At 64.7% G+C, this 21,427-nt stretch carries 22 protein-coding genes and 1 tRNA gene; 15 read left to right on the top strand and 8 right to left on the bottom strand.

Translation table 11 applies throughout. From position 1 onward, the window contains the following. Positions 1–262 precede the first annotated feature (262 nt). Entirely contained in the window at positions 263–952 is a 690-nt protein-coding gene (locus ACOHWE_RS09305) for an imm11 family protein (RefSeq protein ID WP_420665866.1), read from the bottom strand. Between the two features lie 246 nt (positions 953–1,198). Here ACOHWE_RS09305 and ACOHWE_RS09310 point away from each other — a divergent pair, with 246 nt between their 5' ends. Beyond that, positions 1,199–1,813: a nicotinate-nucleotide adenylyltransferase gene (locus ACOHWE_RS09310; RefSeq protein ID WP_420665867.1), complete on the top strand. Its 615-nt coding sequence runs from the start codon at positions 1,199–1,201 to the stop codon at positions 1,811–1,813. Here the strand turns inward: ACOHWE_RS09310 and ACOHWE_RS09315 are convergent. Then, positions 1,793–2,620 carry a DMT family transporter gene (locus tag ACOHWE_RS09315; protein WP_420665868.1) on the bottom strand — a complete coding sequence of 276 codons (828 nt, stop codon included), beginning with the start codon at positions 2,618–2,620 and terminating at the stop codon, positions 1,793–1,795. The genes ACOHWE_RS09310 and ACOHWE_RS09315 overlap by 21 nt on opposite strands. Positions 2,621–2,728: 108 nt before the next feature. Here ACOHWE_RS09315 and dacB point away from each other — a divergent pair, with 108 nt between their 5' ends. Beyond that, positions 2,729–4,213 (top strand): D-alanyl-D-alanine carboxypeptidase/D-alanyl-D-alanine endopeptidase, encoded by a 1,485-nt coding sequence (dacB, locus tag ACOHWE_RS09320; RefSeq protein WP_420665870.1) that lies wholly within the window; start codon positions 2,729–2,731, stop codon positions 4,211–4,213. Between the two features lie 40 nt (positions 4,214–4,253). Here the strand turns inward: dacB and ACOHWE_RS09325 are convergent, their stop codons facing one another. Beyond that, positions 4,254–4,676: a tellurite resistance TerB family protein gene (locus ACOHWE_RS09325; protein ID WP_420665872.1), complete on the bottom strand. Its 423-nt coding sequence runs from the start codon at positions 4,674–4,676 to the stop codon at positions 4,254–4,256. Positions 4,677–4,925: 249 nt separating this feature from the next. Here ACOHWE_RS09325 and ACOHWE_RS09330 point away from each other — a divergent pair, with 249 nt between their 5' ends. Together ACOHWE_RS09330 and ACOHWE_RS09335 are read left to right on the top strand one after the other, a co-directional pair. Next, a complete protein-coding gene (locus ACOHWE_RS09330) occupies positions 4,926–6,575 on the top strand; it encodes a lysine--tRNA ligase (RefSeq protein WP_420665873.1) in 1,650 nt (549 codons plus the stop codon). Between the two features lie 235 nt (positions 6,576–6,810). Continuing rightward, entirely contained in the window at positions 6,811–9,096 is a 2,286-nt protein-coding gene (locus ACOHWE_RS09335) for a glycosyl hydrolase family 28-related protein (protein ID WP_420665874.1), read from the top strand. Between the two features lie 14 nt (positions 9,097–9,110). Here the strand turns inward: ACOHWE_RS09335 and ACOHWE_RS09340 are convergent, their stop codons facing one another. After that, a complete protein-coding gene (locus ACOHWE_RS09340) occupies positions 9,111–9,602 on the bottom strand; it encodes a HugZ family pyridoxamine 5'-phosphate oxidase (protein ID WP_420665876.1) in 492 nt (163 codons plus the stop codon). A 310-nt stretch (positions 9,603–9,912) separates the two neighbouring features. Between ACOHWE_RS09340 and ACOHWE_RS09345 the strand changes: the two genes are divergently transcribed. The 3 genes from ACOHWE_RS09345 to ACOHWE_RS09355 all read left to right on the top strand — a co-directional run bounded on the left by ACOHWE_RS09345 (position 9,913) and on the right by ACOHWE_RS09355 (position 11,194). After that, positions 9,913–10,236 (top strand): antibiotic biosynthesis monooxygenase family protein, encoded by a 324-nt coding sequence (locus ACOHWE_RS09345; RefSeq protein WP_420665877.1) that lies wholly within the window; start codon positions 9,913–9,915, stop codon positions 10,234–10,236. 128 nt (positions 10,237–10,364) lie between these two features. Further along, a complete protein-coding gene (locus ACOHWE_RS09350; protein WP_420665878.1) occupies positions 10,365–10,772 on the top strand; it encodes a universal stress protein in 408 nt (135 codons plus the stop codon). Positions 10,773–10,942: 170 nt separating this feature from the next. Further along, positions 10,943–11,194 (top strand): TFIIB-type zinc ribbon-containing protein, encoded by a 252-nt coding sequence (locus ACOHWE_RS09355; protein ID WP_420665879.1) that lies wholly within the window; start codon positions 10,943–10,945, stop codon positions 11,192–11,194. An 89-nt stretch (positions 11,195–11,283) separates the two neighbouring features. On the opposite strand, the gene ACOHWE_RS09360 is transcribed toward ACOHWE_RS09355, so the two are convergent. The 3 genes from ACOHWE_RS09360 to ACOHWE_RS09370 all read right to left on the bottom strand — a co-directional run bounded on the left by ACOHWE_RS09360 (position 11,284) and on the right by ACOHWE_RS09370 (position 12,706). Next, positions 11,284–11,751, bottom strand: a complete 468-nt coding sequence (locus ACOHWE_RS09360; RefSeq protein ID WP_420665880.1) for an aminoacyl-tRNA deacylase — start codon at positions 11,749–11,751, stop codon at positions 11,284–11,286. Between the two features lie 184 nt (positions 11,752–11,935). Next, entirely contained in the window at positions 11,936–12,295 is a 360-nt protein-coding gene (locus tag ACOHWE_RS09365) for an SPW repeat protein (RefSeq protein ID WP_420665881.1), read from the bottom strand. A gap of 225 nt (positions 12,296–12,520) precedes the next feature. Then, positions 12,521–12,706, bottom strand: coding sequence for a PLDc N-terminal domain-containing protein (locus ACOHWE_RS09370; protein WP_420665882.1), 186 nt, complete (start codon positions 12,704–12,706; stop codon positions 12,521–12,523). A gap of 145 nt (positions 12,707–12,851) precedes the next feature. On the opposite strand from ACOHWE_RS09370, the gene ACOHWE_RS09375 reads away from it, so the two are divergent. Continuing rightward, a complete protein-coding gene (locus tag ACOHWE_RS09375; RefSeq protein ID WP_420665883.1) occupies positions 12,852–13,154 on the top strand; it encodes a hypothetical protein in 303 nt (100 codons plus the stop codon). A 291-nt stretch (positions 13,155–13,445) separates the two neighbouring features. Here the strand turns inward: ACOHWE_RS09375 and uvrB are convergent, their stop codons facing one another. After that, the gene (uvrB, locus tag ACOHWE_RS09380) at positions 13,446–15,644 is read right to left on the bottom strand and encodes an excinuclease ABC subunit UvrB (RefSeq protein WP_420665884.1); all 2,199 of its coding nucleotides are present in this window, start codon (positions 15,642–15,644) and stop codon (positions 13,446–13,448) included. Positions 15,645–15,846: 202 nt separating this feature from the next. Here uvrB and ACOHWE_RS09385 point away from each other — a divergent pair, with 202 nt between their 5' ends. The 7 genes from ACOHWE_RS09385 (at position 15,847) to ACOHWE_RS09415 (ending at position 21,427) form a co-directional block, all read left to right on the top strand. Continuing rightward, positions 15,847–16,158, top strand: coding sequence for an ETC complex I subunit (locus tag ACOHWE_RS09385; protein WP_420665885.1), 312 nt, complete (start codon positions 15,847–15,849; stop codon positions 16,156–16,158). Between the two features lie 75 nt (positions 16,159–16,233). Beyond that, positions 16,234–16,881, top strand: a complete 648-nt coding sequence (locus ACOHWE_RS09390) for an alpha/beta family hydrolase (RefSeq protein WP_420665886.1) — start codon at positions 16,234–16,236, stop codon at positions 16,879–16,881. A 174-nt stretch (positions 16,882–17,055) separates the two neighbouring features. Beyond that, positions 17,056–17,577: a GNAT family N-acetyltransferase gene (locus ACOHWE_RS09395; protein WP_420665887.1), complete on the top strand. Its 522-nt coding sequence runs from the start codon at positions 17,056–17,058 to the stop codon at positions 17,575–17,577. 35 nt (positions 17,578–17,612) lie between these two features. Then, positions 17,613–17,689 (top strand) — tRNA-Arg (locus tag ACOHWE_RS09400). Between the two features lie 446 nt (positions 17,690–18,135). Next, positions 18,136–18,684, top strand: a complete 549-nt coding sequence (locus ACOHWE_RS09405) for a winged helix DNA-binding protein (RefSeq protein ID WP_420665889.1) — start codon at positions 18,136–18,138, stop codon at positions 18,682–18,684. Between the two features lie 48 nt (positions 18,685–18,732). After that, a complete protein-coding gene (locus ACOHWE_RS09410) occupies positions 18,733–19,641 on the top strand; it encodes a LysR family transcriptional regulator (protein ID WP_420665890.1) in 909 nt (302 codons plus the stop codon). Positions 19,642–19,738: 97 nt separating this feature from the next. Beyond that, on the top strand, positions 19,739–21,427 hold the full coding sequence (locus ACOHWE_RS09415) for an NAD(P)H-dependent oxidoreductase subunit E (RefSeq protein WP_420665892.1): 1,689 nt from the start codon (positions 19,739–19,741) through the stop codon (positions 21,425–21,427).

Consider the following 21,427-nt stretch of genomic DNA (forward strand, 5'->3'; position numbering starts at 1 on the left):
GTGTGATACCTGATGGGCGCAGGCGGGGCAATGCGGGAAGCGGGGCCGTGTGAGGGCGGCGCGTGCACCAACTGTGCACCCCATGTGCACCGGGCGGTGCCTTGCGAATGTTCCCCCGTCAGATGAAACTTGCTTCATTGGGATGCGGTGCGCAGCGGGGCGGCCCGCGCATTGTGTCGCGATTGCCCATTGCCGGAGGCAATATCTTGGTTTGACAGGGGCGGGCCGGCCGCTGCCCGTGCCGTGCACCGGCAAGGTGTCCTTACTCGATCGGGGTTACGGAAATTTCTCTGAACGACCATCCTGCACAGCCAGCTTCGGTTACGAAGTCACGGAAGTCTTCCGTGCATAGAACGTCGCCCGTGACCGTGTCCCGCCAAATAGATGCATCTTCCAGAGCGCTTTCCAGCAGTGCGCTTTTCGAGGTGTTCGTTGAGTTGAAACTTGTTCCGTTCTTGCGCGTGACAGAGTGGATGACGGATTTTTCCTTGTCCCAGCTGTCAATGCGCGCCAGTAGATTTGCCATATAGTACGGACCTCCCGGCAAGGGGCAGTCATGGACTTCGTTCCAAACCTGATTGACAGGTGCAAAGTCAAAAACCCCGGCGAACCTGTCCTCAAGTGCTGATTTCAAGCGGCCATTCACCAACGGGATTTTGTCCATGTTTATCGAATAGCTGTCGATCGTTTCACGAGCTGTCCCAGACTGAGATTGCACAACACAATGTAACTTAGCCAGTTCATGTTTGGTCGCCTCTGTTAGGCGGCCGCCCCGCAGAAGTGCGCCGTAAGAGCGGACACTGCCATGTTCGAATCTGATGTCCCGCCTTGGCACCCATTCATCCCGTGGCAAAGGAACCCTAAACACACCCTCGAGCGAAGTCGTCCGTGACCAACTGTAGAACATCGACATTTCGGCCTCGAAATCCATCCGTATCACAAAGCACTTCATCCGAATTCTCCTAGGGCAGTCTGCCAATACCGTTTGCGCAGCAAATGCGTGAACAAAACCTGATCCGGCGGGGAAGGCAAGCTGCCGCTACTCAAATCGTCCCGTGCGGAGCACGGGCAGCGCCCGACCCTCCCCACGGGAGGGCGCTTCATGCCCACCCAGGGCCGGGCATTGCCCTCTGTTGCGCGAACGCGTTACTCAACACCCGATTGATGTCCCCTGCAAACTATGCGCATCAAGGCGGCCATGATGCATCGTCTGCCGCATATCCGCCCGGGCCAGACCGTCGGGCTGCTTGGCGGGTCTTTCGACCCGCCGCACCGGGGCCATGCGGCGATCTCGGAGGCGGCGCTGAAGCGCTTTGGGCTGGACCACCTGATCTGGCTGGTCTCGCCCGGCAATCCGCTGAAACGCCGCCAGCCCGCGCCGCTCGGGCGGAGGATCGCGGCCAGCGAGGCCGTGGTGCAGCACCCGCGCATCCACGTCAGCGGCATCGAGGCAGACCTTGGCACCCGCTACACCGCCCAAACCCTGCGCCATCTGCGCCGCCGCCATCCGGGCGTGCGGTTTGTCTGGCTGATGGGAGCCGACAATCTCACCCATTTCCACCGCTGGAAGGACTGGCAGCAGATCCTCGCGACGGTGCCGGTGGGGGTCCTGGCGCGGCCGGGGGACAGGATCTCGGCGCGGTTTTCGCCCGCGGCGCGGATCTGGCGCCATGCTATGCTGAAGGGCAGCGAGAGCCGCCTGCTGGCCCATGCCGAGGCACCCGCCTGGTGCTTTGTGAACGTGCCGATGGTGGCGGAGAGCTCGACCGAGATCCGCGCCCGCGGCGAATGGTCAGCGGCGCAAGACGGCTGAGGCCAGCCCCGCGCTGGTCAGCAGCGCGAGGCCGGCCCAGGTCCAGGCGCCGGGCAGCTGGTTGAACACCGCCCAGCCCAGCCCGACCGCGGCGATCAGCTGAAAGTAGACCATCGGCGCCAGTTTCACCGCCTGCACCCGGCCATAGGCGCTGAGCAGGAGCAGGTTTCCGAGCATCGAGAAGACCGCGCTTCCCAGCGTCAGCGCGGCGGTCGAGGGAGTGAAGGCGGGCAGGGACATCAGCCCCACCGGCAGCAGCATCACTGCGCTCAGCACCAGTTGGGTGAGGCTCAGCTCCAGCGGCGTGCGAAGCCCCGCAAGCCAGCGCGAGCTGGTCAGGAAGCCGCCGTAGAAACAGCCCGCCAGCACCGCCCAGAGCAGATTGGCGGAGCCGCCGAACCCCGGCCGCACCACCATCAGAACGCCCAGGAACCCCAGCGCCATCAAGAGGCTGCGTTCCCAAGTGGCCTGTTCTTTCAGGAAGAACACCGACAGCACATAACTCACTACCGGACCGATGAAGAAGGCGGCAAAGACGCTGGCCAGGGGCTCGGTCCTGAGTGCGGTCTGGATCGAAAAAATGCCTCCCGCCAGCAACAGCGCCCGGAACCAAAGCCGCCAGTCGCGCATTAGTAGAAAAGCGCGGCGCGGCACGAAGGGCAGGATCAGCACAGCGCCAAGCGAGAACCGAGACCAGGCGACAAAGGCGGGCGTCGCGAGCCCGCTGCCGGTCAGCAATTTCCCGCAGAGATCCCCCGCAGGGATCATTGACATGGCGAGGAACATGAGAATGACTGCCTGAAACATGGCTGCAACCGGTAGCAGCGGGTCCCGCCCTGCAAAAGCTTGCAGCAGCACGGGATTCGCGTTTTTTGTGAGGGTGTTGCCTAGGCGAACAACGGAATGAATAAAGCAATGATTTCACGGCGCTCTTTTCTTTCAACCGGCCTTGCGGCGCTGTCGGGCGCGGCGGCCTGGGCCAATGCGCCTGCGGTCTCACTCAGACCGAGGGAACGCCATAACACCCTGGCACCGGCCTCCGAAGGCGGGCTGGAGGCGGTGCTGCGCCAGGCGAACCTGCCGGGGCAGGCTGCCTGCGCGGTGGCGGATGTGAAGACCGGCATGGTGCTGGAGGCCGAGGGCGGCCGGACGGGGCTGCCGCCGGCCAGCGTTGCCAAGGCGCTGACCGCGCTTTACGCGCTGGACGTTCTGGGGCCCCAGCACCGGTTTGAGACAAGGGTACTGGCCACGGCGCCAGTTACCAACGGGGTGCTGGAGGGCGATCTGCTGCTCGCGGGCGGCGGTGATCCGATGCTTGACACCGATGGCCTTGCGGAGCTTGCCGCGGGCCTGAAGGCCGCGGGCCTTCGCGAGCTGCGCGGCCGCTTCCTGGTCTGGGACGGCGCGCTGCCGCATGTGATTTCGATCGATCCGGGCCAGCCAGATCACCTTGGCTATTCGCCCGCGGTCTCGGGCATTGCACTCAACTTCAACCGGGTGCATTTCGAATGGCGCCGGGCGGGCAGCAGCTGGGACATCACGATGGATGCGCGCACCGCGCGTTACCGCCCCGGCGTCACCGCCGCGCGGATGGAGGTCGCGGACCGGGCCGGGCCGGTCTACACCTACAAGCAGGAAAATGGCCTCGATCACTGGACAGTGGCGGACAGCGCGCTGGGCCGGGACGGGTCGCGCTGGCTGCCGGTGCGCAACCCGGGCGTCTATGCGGGCGATGTCTTCCGCACCCTGGTCCAGGCCGAGGGCATAAAGCTGCCGCCGCCGGAGGCGGCCGCGTCGCTGCCCGAAGGCGAGGTGCTGGCCAGCCGCCTGAGCCCGCCTCTGGACGCCATGCTGAAGGCGATGCTGAAGTATTCCAACAACCTGATTGCAGAGATGATCGGCATGTCGGCCACTGCCGCACGTGTGGGGCGGCCTGCCTCGCTGGCGGCCTCGGCGGTGGAGATGAACCGCTGGGCGGCGGCGCGCTATGGCATGGTGAACACCGCAATGGTGGATCATTCGGGTCTCGGCGGCGCGTCGCGGATGGCACCGCAGGACCTGACCGGGGCGCTGGTCGCAGCCTACCGGGAGGGGCAGTTGCTGCCGCTCCTGAAACCTTACCGTCTGCGTGACAGCAAGGGCCGGCCGATGAAGGCGCATCCCATCAAGGTGGCGGCGAAGACCGGCACGCTCAACTTCGTCTCCGGACTTGGCGGCTACATCACTGCGGCGGACGGGCGGGTGCTGGCCTTTGCCATCTTCTCCGCCGATACTGCCGCGCGGGCCAAGATCAAACGCGCTGACCGCGAACGGCCCAGGGGCGGGCGCACGTGGGCCGCGCGCGCGCGCAACCTTCAGCAGGAGTTGATCGAGCGCTGGGGCGCGGTGTACGGCAGCTAGGCCGGACCGCGCCACCTGCTGGAGCGAAGCCCGGGAGCACTTAGACCATGTGGCGGGCGCGGGCGCCGCGTTCGATGGCGGCGGCGTGCAGGCGGTCGATGTTCAGCTCGTAGCGGACCTCGGCCAGGAACTCCAACTCGGTATCGGCGAGCTTACCATCCGAGGCCGCGACGTCGCAGGCCAGCGCATAGGCGGTTTCATGAAGCCGCTCCGGCAGGTCATCGCGAATGAGGCCGAACAGCGCCTCCAGCCCGTCCTCCTGTTCGAACAGGTCGAAGACGGTGCGCGACACCCGGCTCACCCGGTCCATGTCGTAGTCCGCAAAAACCGGCAGCATGTTCACCGCCGACTGGATTGCCACCAGCTCGGATGTGCGGATGTTCTCGTCCGATGCCGAAACCGCCACCATCACCGCCACCAGGCAGTCCTGCGGGGTCATCGAATGCGGAGATTGCGCGCTCATGGGGCGTCCTTTTCATGCTGTCTGTTGCCGGGGCCACGATAGGGGGGGCAGGGGGCGGGTTCAACAGCCGGCTGCGGGCCGGGCAACATGCCGCGCGGAACCGGCGGCCGGTGGCACGGTTACCGTACCGCTTGGCCCGTGTTGACTCATGCTGCACAGGCACAATAGAGGAGATGGCCGGGTGCATGGGGCGCCCGGACTGATCATGCGGCACCGAAACTGCGACCCCCGCCGCCGATGGAGAACCAGATGTCTGAACTGCGCGAAGAAGCTCTGAAGAGCAAAGCCTGGCCGTTTGAAGAAGCCCGCCGCATTCTCAAACGTTATGCCAAGGGCGCGCCGGAGAAGGGCTATGTGTTGTTCGAGACCGGTTATGGGCCGTCCGGCCTGCCGCATATCGGCACTTTCGGCGAAGTGGCCCGCACCACGATGATCAAGAAGGCGTTCGAGGTGATCTCGGACATTCCGACGAAGCTGATTTGCTTCTCCGACGATCTTGACGGGATGCGCAAGATCCCCGGCAACGTGCCCAATGCCGAGAGCCTGCAGGACCACCTGCAGAAGCCACTGACCTCGGTGCCGGATCCGTTTGGCACGCATGAGAGTTTCGGCCACCACAACAACGCCATGCTGCGCCGCTTCCTCGATACCTTCGGGTTCGAGTACGAATTCTATTCTGCGACCGAGTTCTACGGCTCCGGCCAGTTCGACGCGATCCTGAAACGCGCTGTGGAAAAATACGACGACATCATGGAGATCATGCTGAAGTCACTGCGCGAGGAGCGCCGCCAGACCTACTCGATCTTCCTGCCGATCCACCCGGAGACCGGCCGGGTGCTGTATGTGCCGATGAAGAAAGTCTGCGCCGAGACCTATTCCGTCACCTTCGACGACGACGACGGCAAGGAATGGACCCTGCCGGTCACCGGCGGCAACGTGAAGCTGCAGTGGAAGCCGGACTTCGGCGCGCGCTGGGCAGCGCTGGAAGTCGATTTCGAGATGTACGGCAAGGACCACTCCACCAACACGCCGATCTATGACGGCATCTGCCGGGTGCTGGGCCACCGCCCGCCGGAGCATTTCACCTATGAGCTGTTCCTCGACGAAAACGGCCAGAAGATCTCCAAGACCTCCGGCAACGGCGTGTCGATCGACGAGTGGCTGACCTATGCTTCAACCGAGTCGCTGGCCTATTTCATGTTCCAGAAGCCGAAGACCGCCAAGCGGATGCATTTCGACGTGATCCCGAAGGCGGTGGACGAGTATCACCAGCAGCTGCGCGCCTACCACGGCCAGGACCTGAAGGCGCAGCTGAACAATCCGGTTTGGCACATCCACGGCGGTGACGTGCCGCAGTCGGACATGGTGGTGTCCTTCTCGATGCTGTTGAACCTCGCGAGTGCATCGAGCGCCGAGGACAAGGCGACGATGTGGGGCTTCATCAACAAGTATGCCCCGGACGCGACGCCCGAGACGCATCCCGGCATGGATCAGGCCGCGGGCTTTGCAGTGCGCTATTTCAATGACTTCGTGAAGCCGGCCAAGACCTACCGCCTGCCCGATGAGCAGGAGCGCGCCGCACTTGAGGATCTCGCGGCGGCGCTGAAATCGCCTGAGGCGGCGCTGGCGGCGATTGCCAGGAAGAACGGGCTGGCAGGCAAGGACGAGACGCTGCCGGAGGCCGATTTCGCGGACGAGGAGTTCCTGCAATCGGTGGTCTTTGCCATCGGCAAGATCCACGGCTTCGAACCGCTCCGGGCGTGGTTCTCGGCCATCTACGAGGTGCTGTTGGGCGCGAGCCAAGGCCCCCGTTTCGGCGGCTTCATCGCGCTTTACGGGGTACCGGAGACCATTGCCCTGATCGAAAAGGCGCTGGCCGGCGGGTTTGCTAAGGAATGAGATAATCCTTGAGTGAATGTAAATGAGATAATCCTTGAGTGAATGTATATGAGGGCGCCCTATGGGCGCCCTTTTTTGTACGCAGGAGCCCGCGGAGCCGGGCCGCGCCCGGCTCCGAAGCAAGGGTCTCATGGAGCGGTGCGGTCCCGGCGCGCGCTGGCCTCGGCGGATGTTCACGCGGCCCGCTTACACCCTTTGCGCGGAACGCAGGTCTTGCAGCAGAAAAGGGTTTCCCATGAACAAGGCGATCACCGAAGGGCTGGCTCTGATGCCGCCCGCCTTTGCAGACGGGCTCAACGTCTGGTCCAGCGGCGATGGCACGCCCGGGTCCGATACCTATGACGGGGCGGCGAATGCGCTGCTTGTGGCCGGGGATGCCGATTTCTCTGGCTGCCTGGAACTGCAGAAGACCGAAGCTACCCAAAAGCTGCGCTTCATGGGACAAACGCCGCTGCCCGCGGGCTGCTATCTCCAGATCCGCGCGCGGATTAAGGCGATGAGCGGTGCGCTTCCCACGGTGAGGATCGCGGGCTGGGCGGCCGCGGCGGGGGGCAGCCATGTGAGCGGTGTGGACGAGACCGGCCCGCAGGTGACGCTTACCAGTTATGGGAACGTTGTCGAGGTTCGCGCCATCGTCGGCAGCGGCACCCGCGGCGGCGTCGACATGCCCTGGGGGCTGAGCGCGGCCTACGGGCATTTCGGTCTGGACCTTTTGGGGCCGAACGGCGGCGTGGTGCGGATCGACGATTTCGAGATTACCGATGTCACCAGCGTCTTCCTCCGGGACATGCTGAATCTGGTGGATGTCACCGACTATGGCGCGGTGGGCGATGGGAGCACCGACAACACTGCCGCCTTCGAAGCCGCCGATGCCGCTGCCGCCGGGCGGCGTATCCTTGTGCCGGCCGGTGAGTATCATCTCGCCAGCACGGTGTCGCTGACCCATGACGCGGTGTTCGAGGGCACTGTCACCATGCCGGACGACCAGATGCTGCTGCTTACCCGGAACTTCGATTTTGCCTCCTACGCTGATGCATTCGGGGACGAGCAGCTCGCCTTCCGGAAGGCGTTTCAGGCGCTGTTGAATAATTCCGACCATGAGTCGCTCGATCTGAACGGGCGCAAGATTACCGTGACCGCGCCGATCGACATGCAGGCGGCAGTGCCGAACCGGACCTCCTATGCGACCCGGCGGCTGATCCGCAACGGCCAGCTGGAGGCCGAGGCCAGCCCCGCCTGGGATACAGCGGTGATGACCGCGCAGGCGACCTATGACCCGTTGGATCCCAAAAAGCTGACAAATGTCGCCAGTATCTCCACCATCCCGGTGGGGGCGCTGGTGGAAGGCAGCGGCGTCGGGCGGGAGATCTATGTGGTGGCCAAGAACGCGGGCGCGGGCACGCTGACGCTGAACGCCCCGCTCTATGATGCTGCCGGCACCCAGCAGTTCACCTTCAAGGATTTCAAGTATCTGCTGGATTTCGCGGGCTTCAGCGCGCTTAGCAAGTTTGGCTTGGATGGCATCGAGTTTCAGTGCAATGGCCATTGCAGCGCGCTGAGGCTGGCGCCCTCGGGCTCGGTCATGGCGATCGACAGCTGTTTCTTCTCGCGGCCTAAGGACCGCGGCATCACCTCGATCGACCTGGGCTGCCAGGGGCTCTTGGTGGATAATTGCCAGTTCCTGTCGGCGGAGGATCCGCTGGACGTGCCAGCCCGCAGCAGCATCGCGCTGAACGTGAACGCCAATGACGCCAAGCTGCGCGGCAACCGCGCCACGCGTTTCCGCCACTTCGCGGTGCTGGCAGGGTCCTACAACACCGTGATGGGCAACCATTTCTTCCAGGGTGACGGGATTCCCAACGGAGTGCGCACCGCCGGTCTGGTACTGTCCTACAATGCCTGCACCACGACGGTTGCGAACAATTACATCGACAATTGCTTCATCGAATGGACCAACGAGCGCGACCCGACGCCGGATTTCACGACCGGCTTTTCCTTCGCGGGCCTGTCAGTTACTTCAAACGTGTTCCTGTCGGGGGATGTGGCGCCCTGGTTCAGCTATATCGTGGTGAAACCGTATGGCACCGGCCATTTCCTCAACGGCATCGTGGTCACAGGCAACAAATTCCGCTCGCTCAATGGCAGTATTGACAGGGTGGAGCGGGTCGATACCAGCTTTTCGGATCTCGATATGTCGCGCTGCAAGCATGTGCAGTTCGAGGGCAATACCTTCCATAGCGTCAGCGAGCAGGTCGCGAATCCGCTGCGGGTGCGGCACAATCAGGCGAGCCCGGCGGCCAGCTGGACGGTGGAGTCCGGGGGGCTGCTCCCCTTCGGCGGCGAAGCGCGCTTTGTCGATAGCGTGGTGGCGCTGGGGCCGGTGCGCACGGGCGGTAACGACAACCGTTATGTGATGCCCTATGCCGAGATGCAGCAGGGGCCCGCCCGCGATCAGGTGAAGCTGCGCTGGCCGGAGGCGCTGAAGGGCGAAGTGCAGGTGATGATGCGCATGGATGCGTGACCATCCCCGCTTGATCAGTCTTGCGGCGTCAGGCCCAGATCGGCGGCGGTGAGGCGGAAGGCCTTGCCGAAGCCGCCGTTCAGCAGCGCGGATTTCACGTGAAACCGTACAAAGGAAAAGTCGCTGAACTGCAGATACAGTTTCGCCCGGGGGTGGCCTGCGAGGTAATGCGCTGCCAGCGCTCCATGTGCGGCGCTGCCATGTGCGCAAAAGGCCGCGTTGCACATCAGGCTCAGCCGCGGATAGGTGAGCGGATCGCCCTTCTTCCCCGGCTCCCCCACGAGGAGCGAACAGGCCGGAGTGCGGCGCAGGGCCGGGGTATGCGCGGCCAGGTCCGACACCAGGCTAAGCGGCGCACCCTCAGCATCGAGCGCAAAGGCCACCCGTGTCACCAGCGGGCTGCCGTCCGCGTCCAGCACGCCGAGCGCGGCGAACCGCGCGTCCTCCATCAGAGCGCGCGCCAGGCGGCGGGCATCGTCATCGGTGGGACGGATCGGGCTGGGCATAGGTATCTCCGGGTGAGCGGTTCCGGAATTTCTGCCACAGGCACAGCTCAAGGCCAAGGCTGCGGCTGGCGCGTGAAGCCTGTCAGGACACAGGAGCTATTCCAGCCGGGGGATCACCTCGCGCCGGCCCAGCAGTGGCGGCCCCAGCGCAGGCGTGAGCACGGCGCTCGCTCTTTGGCATTCGGGCTTGGCGATCTCTGCTTCGGGTTGCTTTGCAGCTCCGGATACCGTCCGGAACCCGAGGACGCAAAAAAGGAGTGCGCTTGCCGCCGGATCGGGCGTAGGCTGGAATCAGTCAACGGAGGAGCCCATGCCAGAGATCGCCAAAACCGCTGATATCCAAACCGTTATCACCACCTTTGAGATGACGCCGGGAACCTGCCAGGACCTGCTGGACGCTTTGGAGGATGCCTATGCCGGGTTTATCTCCAAGCAGCCCGGGTTCATTTCCGCCGGGCTGCATGTGAACGACGCGCAGACCCGGATCGCCAATTACTCGCAATGGCGGCGGCGGGAGGATTTCATGGCGATGCTGCGCTCGCCCGAAATGCGCGAGCGCAACCGTAAGATCAACGAGCTGTGCCGCAGTTTCGAGCCGGTGATGTATGACGTCGCCGCTGTGTTCGGCCGCTAAGGCTGGAGGGGCGCCAGGGGCGGTATGTCCGCTGACCGTTCACCGCCCGCTGGTTGACCCCGGTCATGGCGGGCGCGGCTGCTGCGGTTCAGGATGAGGCTTACGCAGAAAGCAACAGGAGGCCTGCGATGTATCACAACATATTGGTGCCGATATCCTTCGATCCCGACCGCGACGTGAGCGGCCCGCTGAAGCTGGCGCGGCTGCTGTCGACGCCGGATGCGCGGGTAACGCTGCTGCACGTGATCGAGCAGGTGCCCGCCTACGCGATCTCCTACATGCCGACCGAGTTCATGCGGGACACCCGCGACGCGCTGCAGGCAGAACTCGACGGGCTGGCGCAGACGCTGCCAAATGCCGATGGCGTGCTGATCGAAGGCCACTCCGGCCGAACCATCCTGGACTGGGCGGATCAGAACAAGCCGGACCTCATCATCATTGCCTCGCACAGGCCGGGCATGCAGGATCTGCTTTTGGGCTCCACCGCCAGCCAAGTGGTGCGTCATGCCGCTTGCGCGGTGCATGTGGTGCGGTAACCCGTTAGGGTGGGGCGCAGCGTATTTGGGGGCACCGGTCTGCGCGGCAGTTCCAAGGCCTTCTCAATGCGCGGTTTTCTGCAAAAACAGCGCAATCGCCCGTATCTGGTCTTGCAGCGGCGGCAGCCGCTGCCCACCTCCAAAAAGGAGACAAGACCGAGGAGATCCCCATGCAATGCCCGATTGACGGAACGCAACTCGTGATGGCTGACCGCGCAGGTGTCGAAATCGACTACTGCCCGAAATGCCGCGGCGTATGGCTCGACCGGGGCGAGCTGGACAAGATCATTGAGCGCTCGGCCCAGCCGGTGCAGGCGGCGCCACAGCCGCAGCACCCCGCCGGCGGTTACCCGCAGGGCCATCACGGCAAGCCCTACAAGAAGAAGCGCGGCGGCTTTCTCGAGGAACTGTTCGACTTCTGAACTTGGCGCCGCCCCATAGCGGGGCGGCGCAGCAGCCCTCTCGCGGCTGTATGGCCGGGCGGGCGCCCGTGCCTGTTTTCAGCACCGGTTCAATGCACCGTGCAGAAGGAGCCGTGCTGGCAATCCTTCATCAGCGTGTCGAAATCCTGGCCTGCCATTTCGATTAGGGTTTTGTGGTCACCGGCCTCGAACCAGACCTTGTCGAGCCCGGTGAGCCGGTCGTCGATCACCGTAGGCACGTGGTAGGCAGCACCGACGCAAGGGGCTGCGCCTGGGTCGCAATCGTCGAACAGCTGGTTCAGTTCATATTCCGGCGCCAGCCCAAGGCGGCGCTCCATCATCGTCTGCAGCGCGTGCAGGTCGACGGTCTCATTCGAGGGGATCACGGCCAGCACTGGTCCTTCTTCCATGTGGATCAGCACCGATTTGGCCAAGTGGTCGCCCGGCACATGCGCCGACACCGCGCATTCCGCGGCGGTCGATGTATAGGGGTGGCGCACGGTGCCGAAAGGCAGGCCCTGAGCTTCCAGGTGATGTTTCAGGCGCGAAGCAATCATCTTGGGGTCCTCCGGAGTGAAAGGGCCCCCGGCCGCCGCGGCCCGGGAAGGGCGCGGCAAGCGGCAAGCCGAGGCGCCCGGTGGTTTCGGTCCCATCAGTCTGCGCCCGATGGGGTGAGTCGGGCAAGTCTTGGCCGTACCGCGCTTTCAGCGGGCATCGGGGTCCGCTGAAAGCGTTGCGGTATCAGACGGTGTAGCCGGTGCCGTGTTCGTAAAGTGACCAGGCCGCCAGTGCGAGCACGATGGCGCCGATGATCACGAAGTTCCAGGTTGCCAGCGTCAGCGCTGTCAGGCCGAGCACCCAGGGCGAGATCACCAGCCAGGCGCCGACCGCCATGTCCAGCCACTCCTCCCAGTTGCGGAAGTTCACCACGGCCGCCAGCGACATCAGCGCGATCAGGCCGCCGAGCAGCACCGCGTTGGCCACTGCCAGCCTGCTGTCCTGGAATTGCAGGACCCAGGGCGAGATCACCAGCCAGAGCCCGGCCAGCACGTTTACGCTGTCCTGCCAGTCACCAGATATTTTTTTCCACATGTCTGTCATTGCACATCCTCCTGAAACAGGTGTCTGCGGCAATTGTCCGGCCCGAAGCGGGCCACGGCACCGGCGCCTGCCGCGGCGCCGGAATGCGGTTGAGAGTATATCAGAAAATTTCCCTGTTTTCAAGAAGATGAAGGGACGCGCGTGCGGCGCTCGGCAGCGCGGACAAAGAAAAACCCGCCGCAGCGCGGAGCTGCGGCGGGCGGATCAATTGCCGTCTGCTGCGCTTCAGACCGAGGCCGAATGCCCGCGCGGGCCCGCGATGAGCCAGGCGATCAGGCCGACCACCGGCAGGATGAGAATCACGAGCGTCCAGACCACCTTGGCCACGGTGGAGGCCCCGGAGGTAAGCACTTGGTAGATCGCGTAAAGGTCGGCGATCAGGATGATGAGACCAATAAGACCATATTCCATTTTCACTACTCCTAGCGTGTCTGCTGACAGGAAAACCCCCGGATCCGGTAATCCGTTCCGGCACCGGGAACTTTTTTGCCGGATGCGTTGTTTCCCTTCCGAAGCCTCGGACAGGGGCAGTGGAACAGTCGAAAGGAACGACGCTATGAAAACCTCTTCTGCCGTTGTGATCGGCATTGCCGCGCTGCTTGCGATCGCCGTGGCTTTTTACATGGTCGATGTCGACCAGACCCAGGAAACCCGCTTGCCGGACGTTGACGTGAACGTCGAGGGCGGCCAGCTGCCGGAGTTCGACGCCGAGGTGGGTTCGGTCGAGGTGACCGAGGACAGCGCCACGGTGAAGGTCCCGGATGTGGACGTCGACATGAAGGAGGCCGAGATCAAGGTCCCCAATCTCGAAGTCAACCCGCCGGAAGATGCGGGCGGCGCGGAAGATGTGAACCAGTAAGTGCGAGTGCCTGTTGGGGGTGAGTGAGGGTCTTCGGGCCCTTGGTGGTGAGTGACCGTGCGAGTGAAGTTGCGAGTGCGAGTGCAGTAAAGTGCGAGTGTGGTAACGAGTGCGCCCCCTCCGGTGATCCGGAGGGGGTTTTTGTGCGGCCGCCACGGGCAGCCGAAAGTGCGGCCTTCACTGGCCAAACGCCCTATGGAACCGCTTCGGCGCGGCCGCGTGTTCTTCCCTTCCGCCGGCAACGGCTCATGCGGGCTTCCTGCCGCCTGAGCCGGGGCAGGTGCCGCGGCCTCAGGAGTACTTCTTCTGCGACTTGCCCCGGTAAGCCCGCGTGCCCGCCTTGCCCGCGGTCGACCGCCCGCGGGTTTTGGTGGCGGCTTCAGATGCCGCCTCGATAGCGGACTGCCGGGCCAGCGGGTCGTCGGCAACGGCGAGGTCGACGGCCTCAAGCCGCTTGATCTCGTCGCGCAGGCGCGCGGCCTCCTCGAACTCCAGGTTCTCGGCCGCCTTGCGCATGTCGTCGCGCAGGCCATTCAGATGCGCTTCCAGGTTGGCGCCATGCATCGGCTTGCCGATCTGCGCGGTGACGCGGTTCATGTCAACATCGCCTTCGTAAAGGCCCGCCAGCACGTCCTCGACGTTCTTTTTCACCGTCTCGGGCGTGATGCCGTGTTCCTTGTTGTAGGCGATTTGCTTCTCGCGGCGGCGGTTGGTCTCCTCGATGGCGCGCTCCATCGACCCGGTGATGCGGTCGGCGTACATGATCACGCGGCCTTCGGCGTTGCGCGCGGCACGGCCGATGGTCTGGATCAGCGAGGTTTCCGAGCGCAGGAAACCTTCCTTGTCCGCGTCCAGAATGGCGACCAGCCCGCATTCCGGGATGTCGAGCCCTTCGCGCAGGAGGTTGATGCCCACCAGCACGTCGAAGGCGCCCAGCCGCAGGTCGCGCAGGATCTCGATCCGTTCCAGCGTGTCGATGTCGGAGTGCATGTAGCGTACTTTCACGCCCTGCTCGTGCAGGTATTCGGTCAGATCCTCCGCCATGCGCTTGGTGAGCGTGGTGCAGAGCGTGCGGAAGCCCTTCTCCGTTACTCTGCGCACCTCGTCCAGCAGATCGTCAACCTGCATCTCGACGGGCCGGATCTCCACCTGCGGGTCCAGCAGGCCGGTGGGGCGGATCACCTGTTCGGCGAAGACCCCGCCCGACTGCTCCAGCTCCCAGGCCGCGGGAGTGGCGGAGACAAACACCGACTGCGGCCGCATGGCGTCCCATTCCTCGAACTTCAGCGGCCGGTTGTCCATGCAGGAGGGCAGGCGGAAGCCGTGTTCGGCGAGGGTGAACTTGCGCCGGTGGTCGCCCTTGTACATGCCGCCGATCTGCGGCACCGAGACGTGGCTTTCATCCGCGAAAACAATGGCGTTGTCGGGGATGAACTCGAACAGGGTGGGGGGCGGCTCCCCTGGAGCCCGCCCGGTGAGGTAGCGCGAGTAGTTCTCGATCCCGTTGCAATGGCCGGTGGCCTCCAGCATCTCGATATCGAAGTTGGTGCGCTGCTCCAGCCGCTGCGCTTCCAGCAGCTTGCCCTCGCTTTCCAGTTGAGCCAGCCGCATCTTCAGCTCCTCCTTAATGGAGATCACAGCTTGGCGCAGGGTCGGCTTGGGGGTCACGTAGTGGGAGTTCGCATAGACCCGGATCTGGTCGAAGGTGCCGGTGCGCTCGCCGGTGAGGGGGTCGAATTCGGTGATCTGCTCCAGCTCCTCGCCGAAGAACGACAGCCGCCAGGCGCGGTCCTCCAGGTGGGCGGGGAAGATCTCCAGCGAGTCGCCGCGGACCCGGAAGCTGCCGCGCTGGAAGGCCTGGTCATTGCGCTTGTACTGCTGGGCGACCAGATCGGCCATCACCTGGCGCTGGTCGTACATCTCCCCCGCTTTGAGGTCCTGGGTCATCGCCGAATAGGTCTCGACCGAACCGATGCCGTAGATGCAGGAGACCGAGGCGATGATGATCACGTCGTCGCGTTCCAGCAGCGCCCGTGTCGCCGAGTGGCGCATCCGGTCGATCTGCTCGTTGATCTGGCTTTCCTTCTCAATATAGGTGTCGGAGCGCGGCACATAGGCCTCCGGCTGGTAGTAGTCGTAGAAGGAGACGAAATACTCGACCGAGTTCTCCGGGAAGAATCCCTTGAACTCACCATAGAGCTGCGCCGCCAGTGTCTTGTTTGGGGCGAGAATGATCGCCGGGCGCTGGGTCTCCTCGATCACTTTGGCCATGGTGAAGGTCTTGCCTGTACCGGTCGCGCCCAGCAGCACCTGGTCGCGCTCTCCGTCGAGAATGCCCTGCGAGAGCTCTGCGATTGCGGCCGGCTGGTCGCCTGCAGGGGCAAATTCCGTCTGCATCCGGAACCGTTTGCCGCCCTCCAGCTTGGGCCGCCGCTGCGCGGCGCGATCCGCCATCATCGGCATAGACTTGTCGGAATGGGCATAGGGCATCACGGTCTCCTGCAGGCGCCCGGGGGCGGGCCGTGCTGATTTTGGTCCGTTTATGTTCTGGTTCAAGGGGCATTTGCCGCGGCGCGCAGCGGATTCGGGCCGAAAGCTGCGTATTCCCCTGCAATCGCCTGTAAAAGCTGCCTTGCCGCAGCAGCCCTTCCGGCGCATAAACGGGCGCAGCCAGATCAGCGAGGAGACAGCGATGCAAGCGCGCATTTACCGGCCGGCCAGGAACGCGATGACTTCGGGCATGGCCCGCACGCGCAAATGGGTGCTCGAATTTGCCCGCTCCAGCGCGCGGGAGATCGACCCCCTGATGGGCTGGACCTCCTCGGATGACACGCAGAGCCAGGTGCGGCTGCGCTTCGATACCAAGGAAGCGGCGCTGGAATACGCCCGCGACCACGGCATCGACGCCCAGGTGATCGAGCCCAAGTCCCGCCGCAGCAACATCCGCCCCGGCGGTTACGGCGACAACTTCGCCACCAGCCGCCGCGAGCCCTGGTCGCACTGAGGCCCCGCTCGCTGGGGCATAACAGCAACAGTGAGGCGCCCGAGCGGGCGCCTTCCCTGTATCTGGAGGGTACGCATGGGCGAGCTTCAATTCCTCCTGAACGGGGACGAGCCGGGGCGGGTGACGGTGCTTCTGGCCCATGGCGCCGGAGCCGCGATGGACACGCCCTTCATGACGGCGATCGCCGAAGGCCTCGCCATCCGCGGGCTGCGGGTGGCCCGGTTCGAGTTCGCTTACATGGCCGCCCGCCGCAGCGGCGGCCCCAGGCGCCCGCCGCCCAAGGCCGGGCTTCTGGAAGAGGAATACCGTGCGGCCCTTGATGCGCTCGCCTGTGGCGGCCCTCTGGTCATCGGCGGCAAGAGCTTGGGCAGCCGCATTGCCAGCCTCATTGCCGGCGATCTGTTTGCCCGCGGCGGTATCGCCGGGCTCCTCTGCCTTGGCTATCCGTTCCACCCGCAGGGCAAGCCGGAGAAGCTGCGCACCGCGCATCTGGCAGCGCTGCGGGTGCCTGCGCTAATCTGCCAGGGCACGCGGGACCCGTTTGGCACCAGGGAAGAAGTGGCAGGATACGGGCTCCCGGACAGCATAACCGTCAAGTGGCTGGAGGATGGCGATCACGACCTGAAGCCGCGCCAGCGGGTCACCGGGCGCAGCCACGAAGAGCATCTGGCGGCCACATGCGATGCCGTGGCGGCGTGGTGCGCTGCGCGGCTGCCCCGCTAGCCTCTTCCGCGGTCAAGCTGCCCGATCCGCTGGCGCTGCCACCGCATCTTTGGGATTTTCCCGGGCCGGGAGGCGATTTCCCGTTGCGCCCGGCCCGTGATTCGGTGCGGACTCGCATCGCGCACTTCGGGCTCAGGTCTGCATGTGCTTGAGATGAATTCGGAGTTCACATCCATGGTGGAAGCGCGACTGGAAGCTGCAGGCGGAACTGAAGGGCAGAGGACCGGCTTCACGATCACCCGTGAAAGCCCGGCCGCTCCGGAGGCCGTGGCACTGATCCGGCGCCACCTGGACCAGATGGCCTCGCAATCCCCGGCCGAAAGCTGCCATGCGCTCGATGGCTGCGGGCTGGAGGCGCCGGAGGTGGCCTTCTTCCTGCTGCGCCAGGGTGGCCCGGCGATTGCCATGGGGGCCTTGAAGACGCTGCAGTGCGGCGCCTGCGAGCTGAAGTCGATGCACACGGTCGCAGAGGCGCGCGGCAGCGGCGCGGGCCGTGCAATGCTGGAATTCCTGCTGCGGCACGCGCGCAACACGGGCGCTTCCGGCATCTATTTGGAAACCGGCTCCACCGCCGATTTTCTGCCGGCCCGCACACTCTATGAGGCCTACGGTTTCGCCGAGTGCCCGCCGTTCGAGGGCTATACCGAAGACCCTTGGTCGGTCTTTATGCACCTGCCCCTGCGCGGCGCGGCTTGACCCGGGTTGCCTGCCTGTCATAACTGGCGCCAAGCGGTCCCTTAGCTCAACTGGATAGAGCAGCTGACTTCTAATCAGCAGGTTGAGGGTTCGAGTCCTTCAGGGATCGCCACACCCTAAAGATCTCCCTTTGTTTTCGGCTGTTTATACCGAAAGGTTGGGAGTCAGCGGGGCGAATGGCAATTCTGTTCCCGAAATGAACCGCCGCGTGACGATCTGTTTTCTGCTTTGGCGGTCGTGCCCGGGGATGACCCAAAGATCCGGCCACGGAAACTGAACAGTAGAAGCCCGCTTCGACAGAGGCCCGTTTGGGACGGCGGCGCGCGCTATTGGTGCCTCGGCACTTGCCCCTTGTTCCATGACCCGCGTAGGGCAGAAGCCCCGCTTCGAAGCGTGCGCATCTGCCTGTGCGGGGTTGAAGCGCCGCTACGGGTTGCGGTACAAGATTATCAATCTTAGGTTGATTTTTGTTTTATTTGAGGCAAATGGCTCCGCGGGGCCGGAGCCTCGGGGCATCTGGAATTGGAGAAACCCCATTGGCAGAAGCGATTAAACTCCATGGATGATATGGTGTCCGAGGCCCGCTTGAACGCGGAGGAAACCGCTGTGCGGCCGGCGGACGGCGAAAGCCTCGCGCAAACGCTGAACGCCCTGGAGCTTGCAGTGCACCGGGCCCGCGAAGGGCTGGTGCGCTGGCAGGCGGATTGCATGGCGGGCGCGGCCGTGCAGGCGGCCACCGGTGCAGAGGTTACGCTGCTTGTGCTGCTGGCCGAGCGGGGGGAGCAGGGCAGTTCTGTAAAGGAGATGGCCCGGCAGACCAACCGTGCCGACATTCCCAACATACAGTATTCTCTGCGCAAGCTTGCGGCCGCCGGCCTGGTGGAAAAGCACGGGGCCGGGCGGTCCGGCGTGACCTATCACCTCTCGGAGCAGGGGGCGGAGCTGGCGGCGGCGTACTCCGGCTTGCGCGCCTCGGCGCTGCTGCCGCTGCTGGAGGCGCAGCCGGATCTGGCCCGCGGGCTCGCCGCCGCCGCCGAAGTGCTGGACGCGCTTGCAGTGCTCTATGGTGCGGCGGGGCGCGCTGCGGCCGCGCAGCAGACTCGCTGACTTGCGAGCCCAGTTGCGCCCGGCCCGGGCAGCAGCCTATGCTCAGGCATGATCGAGCTCAGGGATTTGCAGCTGCTGACCGCGCTGGCGCGGCACCAGCATTTTGCCAAGGCGGCGCAGGACTGCGGCATGTCGCAGCCCGCGTTCTCCATGCGCATACGCAATCTGGAGGAGCGGCTGGAGGTCTCCATCGTGCGCCGCGCCAACCGCTTCCAGGGGCTGACCGAAGAGGGCATGATGATCGTGCGCCGGGCGCGGTCGATCCTCGATGATGCCAAGGCGCTGGAGCAGGAGATCGCGGCAGCCCGCGGCGAGGTTACCGGCACCCTGGTGCTGGGGGTTGTCCCTACCGCCACGACCTGGGCCGCGCGGCTTGCGGACCGGCTGCATCAGGCACACCCGCGCATCCTGGCGCGGATCGAGGTCACGACCTCGATGGCGATCCAGCAGCGGCTCTACGACGGTACCATCGACGCGGGCATCACCTACGGCGACAGCATGGGCCGCGAGCTGGTGACGGTGCAGCCGCTGTACGAGGAGAGCTATGTGCTGATGGCGCCCGAGGCAATGGTGGCGGGCCGCGGCGCCAGCATCAGCTGGGCCGACGCTGCCGAACTGCCGCTCAGCCTTCTGGATCAGCAGATGCAGAACCGGCGCATCCTGGACCGGATCTTTGCCGACCTCGGGCTGAAGCCGCGGATCGTTTCGGAGTCGAGCGGATTCATGGCATCTATCGTGCTGGCGCGCGAGGGCACCTCGGCTACGATTCTGCCGCGTGCCCTGCCCGAGGCGCTGGGCGCGCTGGGCGGGACCCGTGTTCTGGCGCTGGAGGCTCCTGAGCAGGCGCGGCCGATCTGTATTGCAACGCTCGACCGGACCCCTGAGCTGACGACTTTGCGGGCGCTGAAAGAGGTGGTTGCGACGTTTGCGGAGGATCAAGTGCCGCAAATGGCGTGATAAGCTTGGCTTATCGTGCCTTCCGAATTTCAGATTTGACGATATTCTCCCTTGATGACATTCCCAAAGCGGACGACGTGCTGACGGGAGGTAAACCATGGCACCATTGGATGATAGCAAGGGCGTCTGGAAATCCGGCCGCGGCAAGGGGCGCCGCACGCCCAAGGGCCGTCAGCTGGACGACAGCGCGCTGAGCGAGGTTCAGGCGCTGCTGGGGGACCGCCCGCGCAACCGCGACCTGCTGATCGAGTTCCTGCATCTGATTCAGGACGAATACGGCCACCTGAGCGCCGCGCATATCCGCGCCCTGGCGGAAATAATGCGGGTGGGTCAGGCCGAGGTCTATGAGGTTGCGAGTTTCTACGCCCATTTCGATGTGGTGAAGGAAGGCGAGACCCCGCCGCCCGCGCTGACCATCCGGGTCTGCGATTCACTCTCGTGCGAGCTGGCCGGGGCAGAGCAGCTGAAACAAGCGCTGGAAGACGGGCTGGATGCCTCCCAGGTCCGAGTCCTGCGTGCGCCCTGCATGGGCCGCTGCGATACCGCGCCGGTTCTGGAGATCGGCCACAACCATATCGACCACGCGACACCCGAAAAGGTGCAGGCGGCGATTGCCGCGGATGACACCCATGCGCATGTCCCCGAGTACGAAACCTTTGCCGCCTACGAGGCCAAAGGCGGTTACTCGGCACTGAAAGACCTGCGTGCCAGCGGCAGCTGGGAGGACGTGCAGGCCAAGGTGAAGGAAGCCGGTCTCCGCGGCCTCGGCGGCGCAGGATTCCCCTCCGGCACCAAATGGGGCTTCGTGCGCGCCAACGCAGGCCCGCGCTACCTCGCTGTCAACGGTGACGAGGGCGAGCCCGGCACCTTCAAGGACCGCTACTACCTGGAGCGCACTCCGCATGTCTTCCTGGAAGGCATGCTGATCGCCGCCTGGGCGGTGGAGGCGGAGAAAGCCTTCATCTACATGCGCGACGAATACCCGGCGGTGCTGGAGATCCTGCGCCGCGAGATCACGGCGCTGGAACAGGCCGGCGTCGTCGAGGAAGGCTACATCGACCTGCGCCGCGGGGCAGGGGCCTATATTTGCGGTGAAGAGTCGGCGATGATCGAGTCGATCGAAGGCAAGCGCGGCGAGCCGCGCCACCGGCCGCCGTTCGTGGCGCAGGTGGGCGTCTTCGGCCGCCCGACGCTGGTTCACAATGTTGAGACACTTTACTGGGTGGCGCGGATCTGCCGCGAAGGCCCGGAATGCCTGAACTCGGTCGAGAAGAACGGCCGCAAGGGGTTGCGCTCCTATTCCGTGTCAGGCCGGGTAAAGAACCCGGGCGTGCACCTGCTGCCTGCAGGCTCCACCATTCTGGACATCATCGAGGCCGCGGGCGGTATGCTCGACGGCCATACCTTCAAGGCCTATCAGCCAGGCGGCCCGTCCTCCGGCCTGCTTCCTGCGTCGATGGATGACATTCCTCTCGATTTCGACACGCTGCAGCCGCATGGCACCTTCATCGGCTCGGCCGCCGTGGTGGTGCTGTCCGATCAGGACTCGGCCCGCGATGCGGCGCTCAACATGCTGCGCTTCTTCGAGGATGAAAGCTGCGGCCAATGTACCCCTTGCCGGGTCGGCTGCGAGAAGGCGGTGAAGCTGATGCAGGCGCCGAAGTGGGATCAGGGCCTCTTGGAGGAGTTGAGCCGGACCATGGTCGATGCCTCAATCTGCGGCTTGGGCCAGGCGGCGCCGAACCCGATCCGCCTCACCATGAAACACTTCCCCGAGGAGGTCTGA

The sequence above is a fragment of the Cribrihabitans neustonicus genome, assembly GCF_048820895.1.
GTDB classification, from domain to species: Bacteria; Pseudomonadota; Alphaproteobacteria; order Rhodobacterales; family Rhodobacteraceae; genus Cribrihabitans_A; species Cribrihabitans_A neustonicus.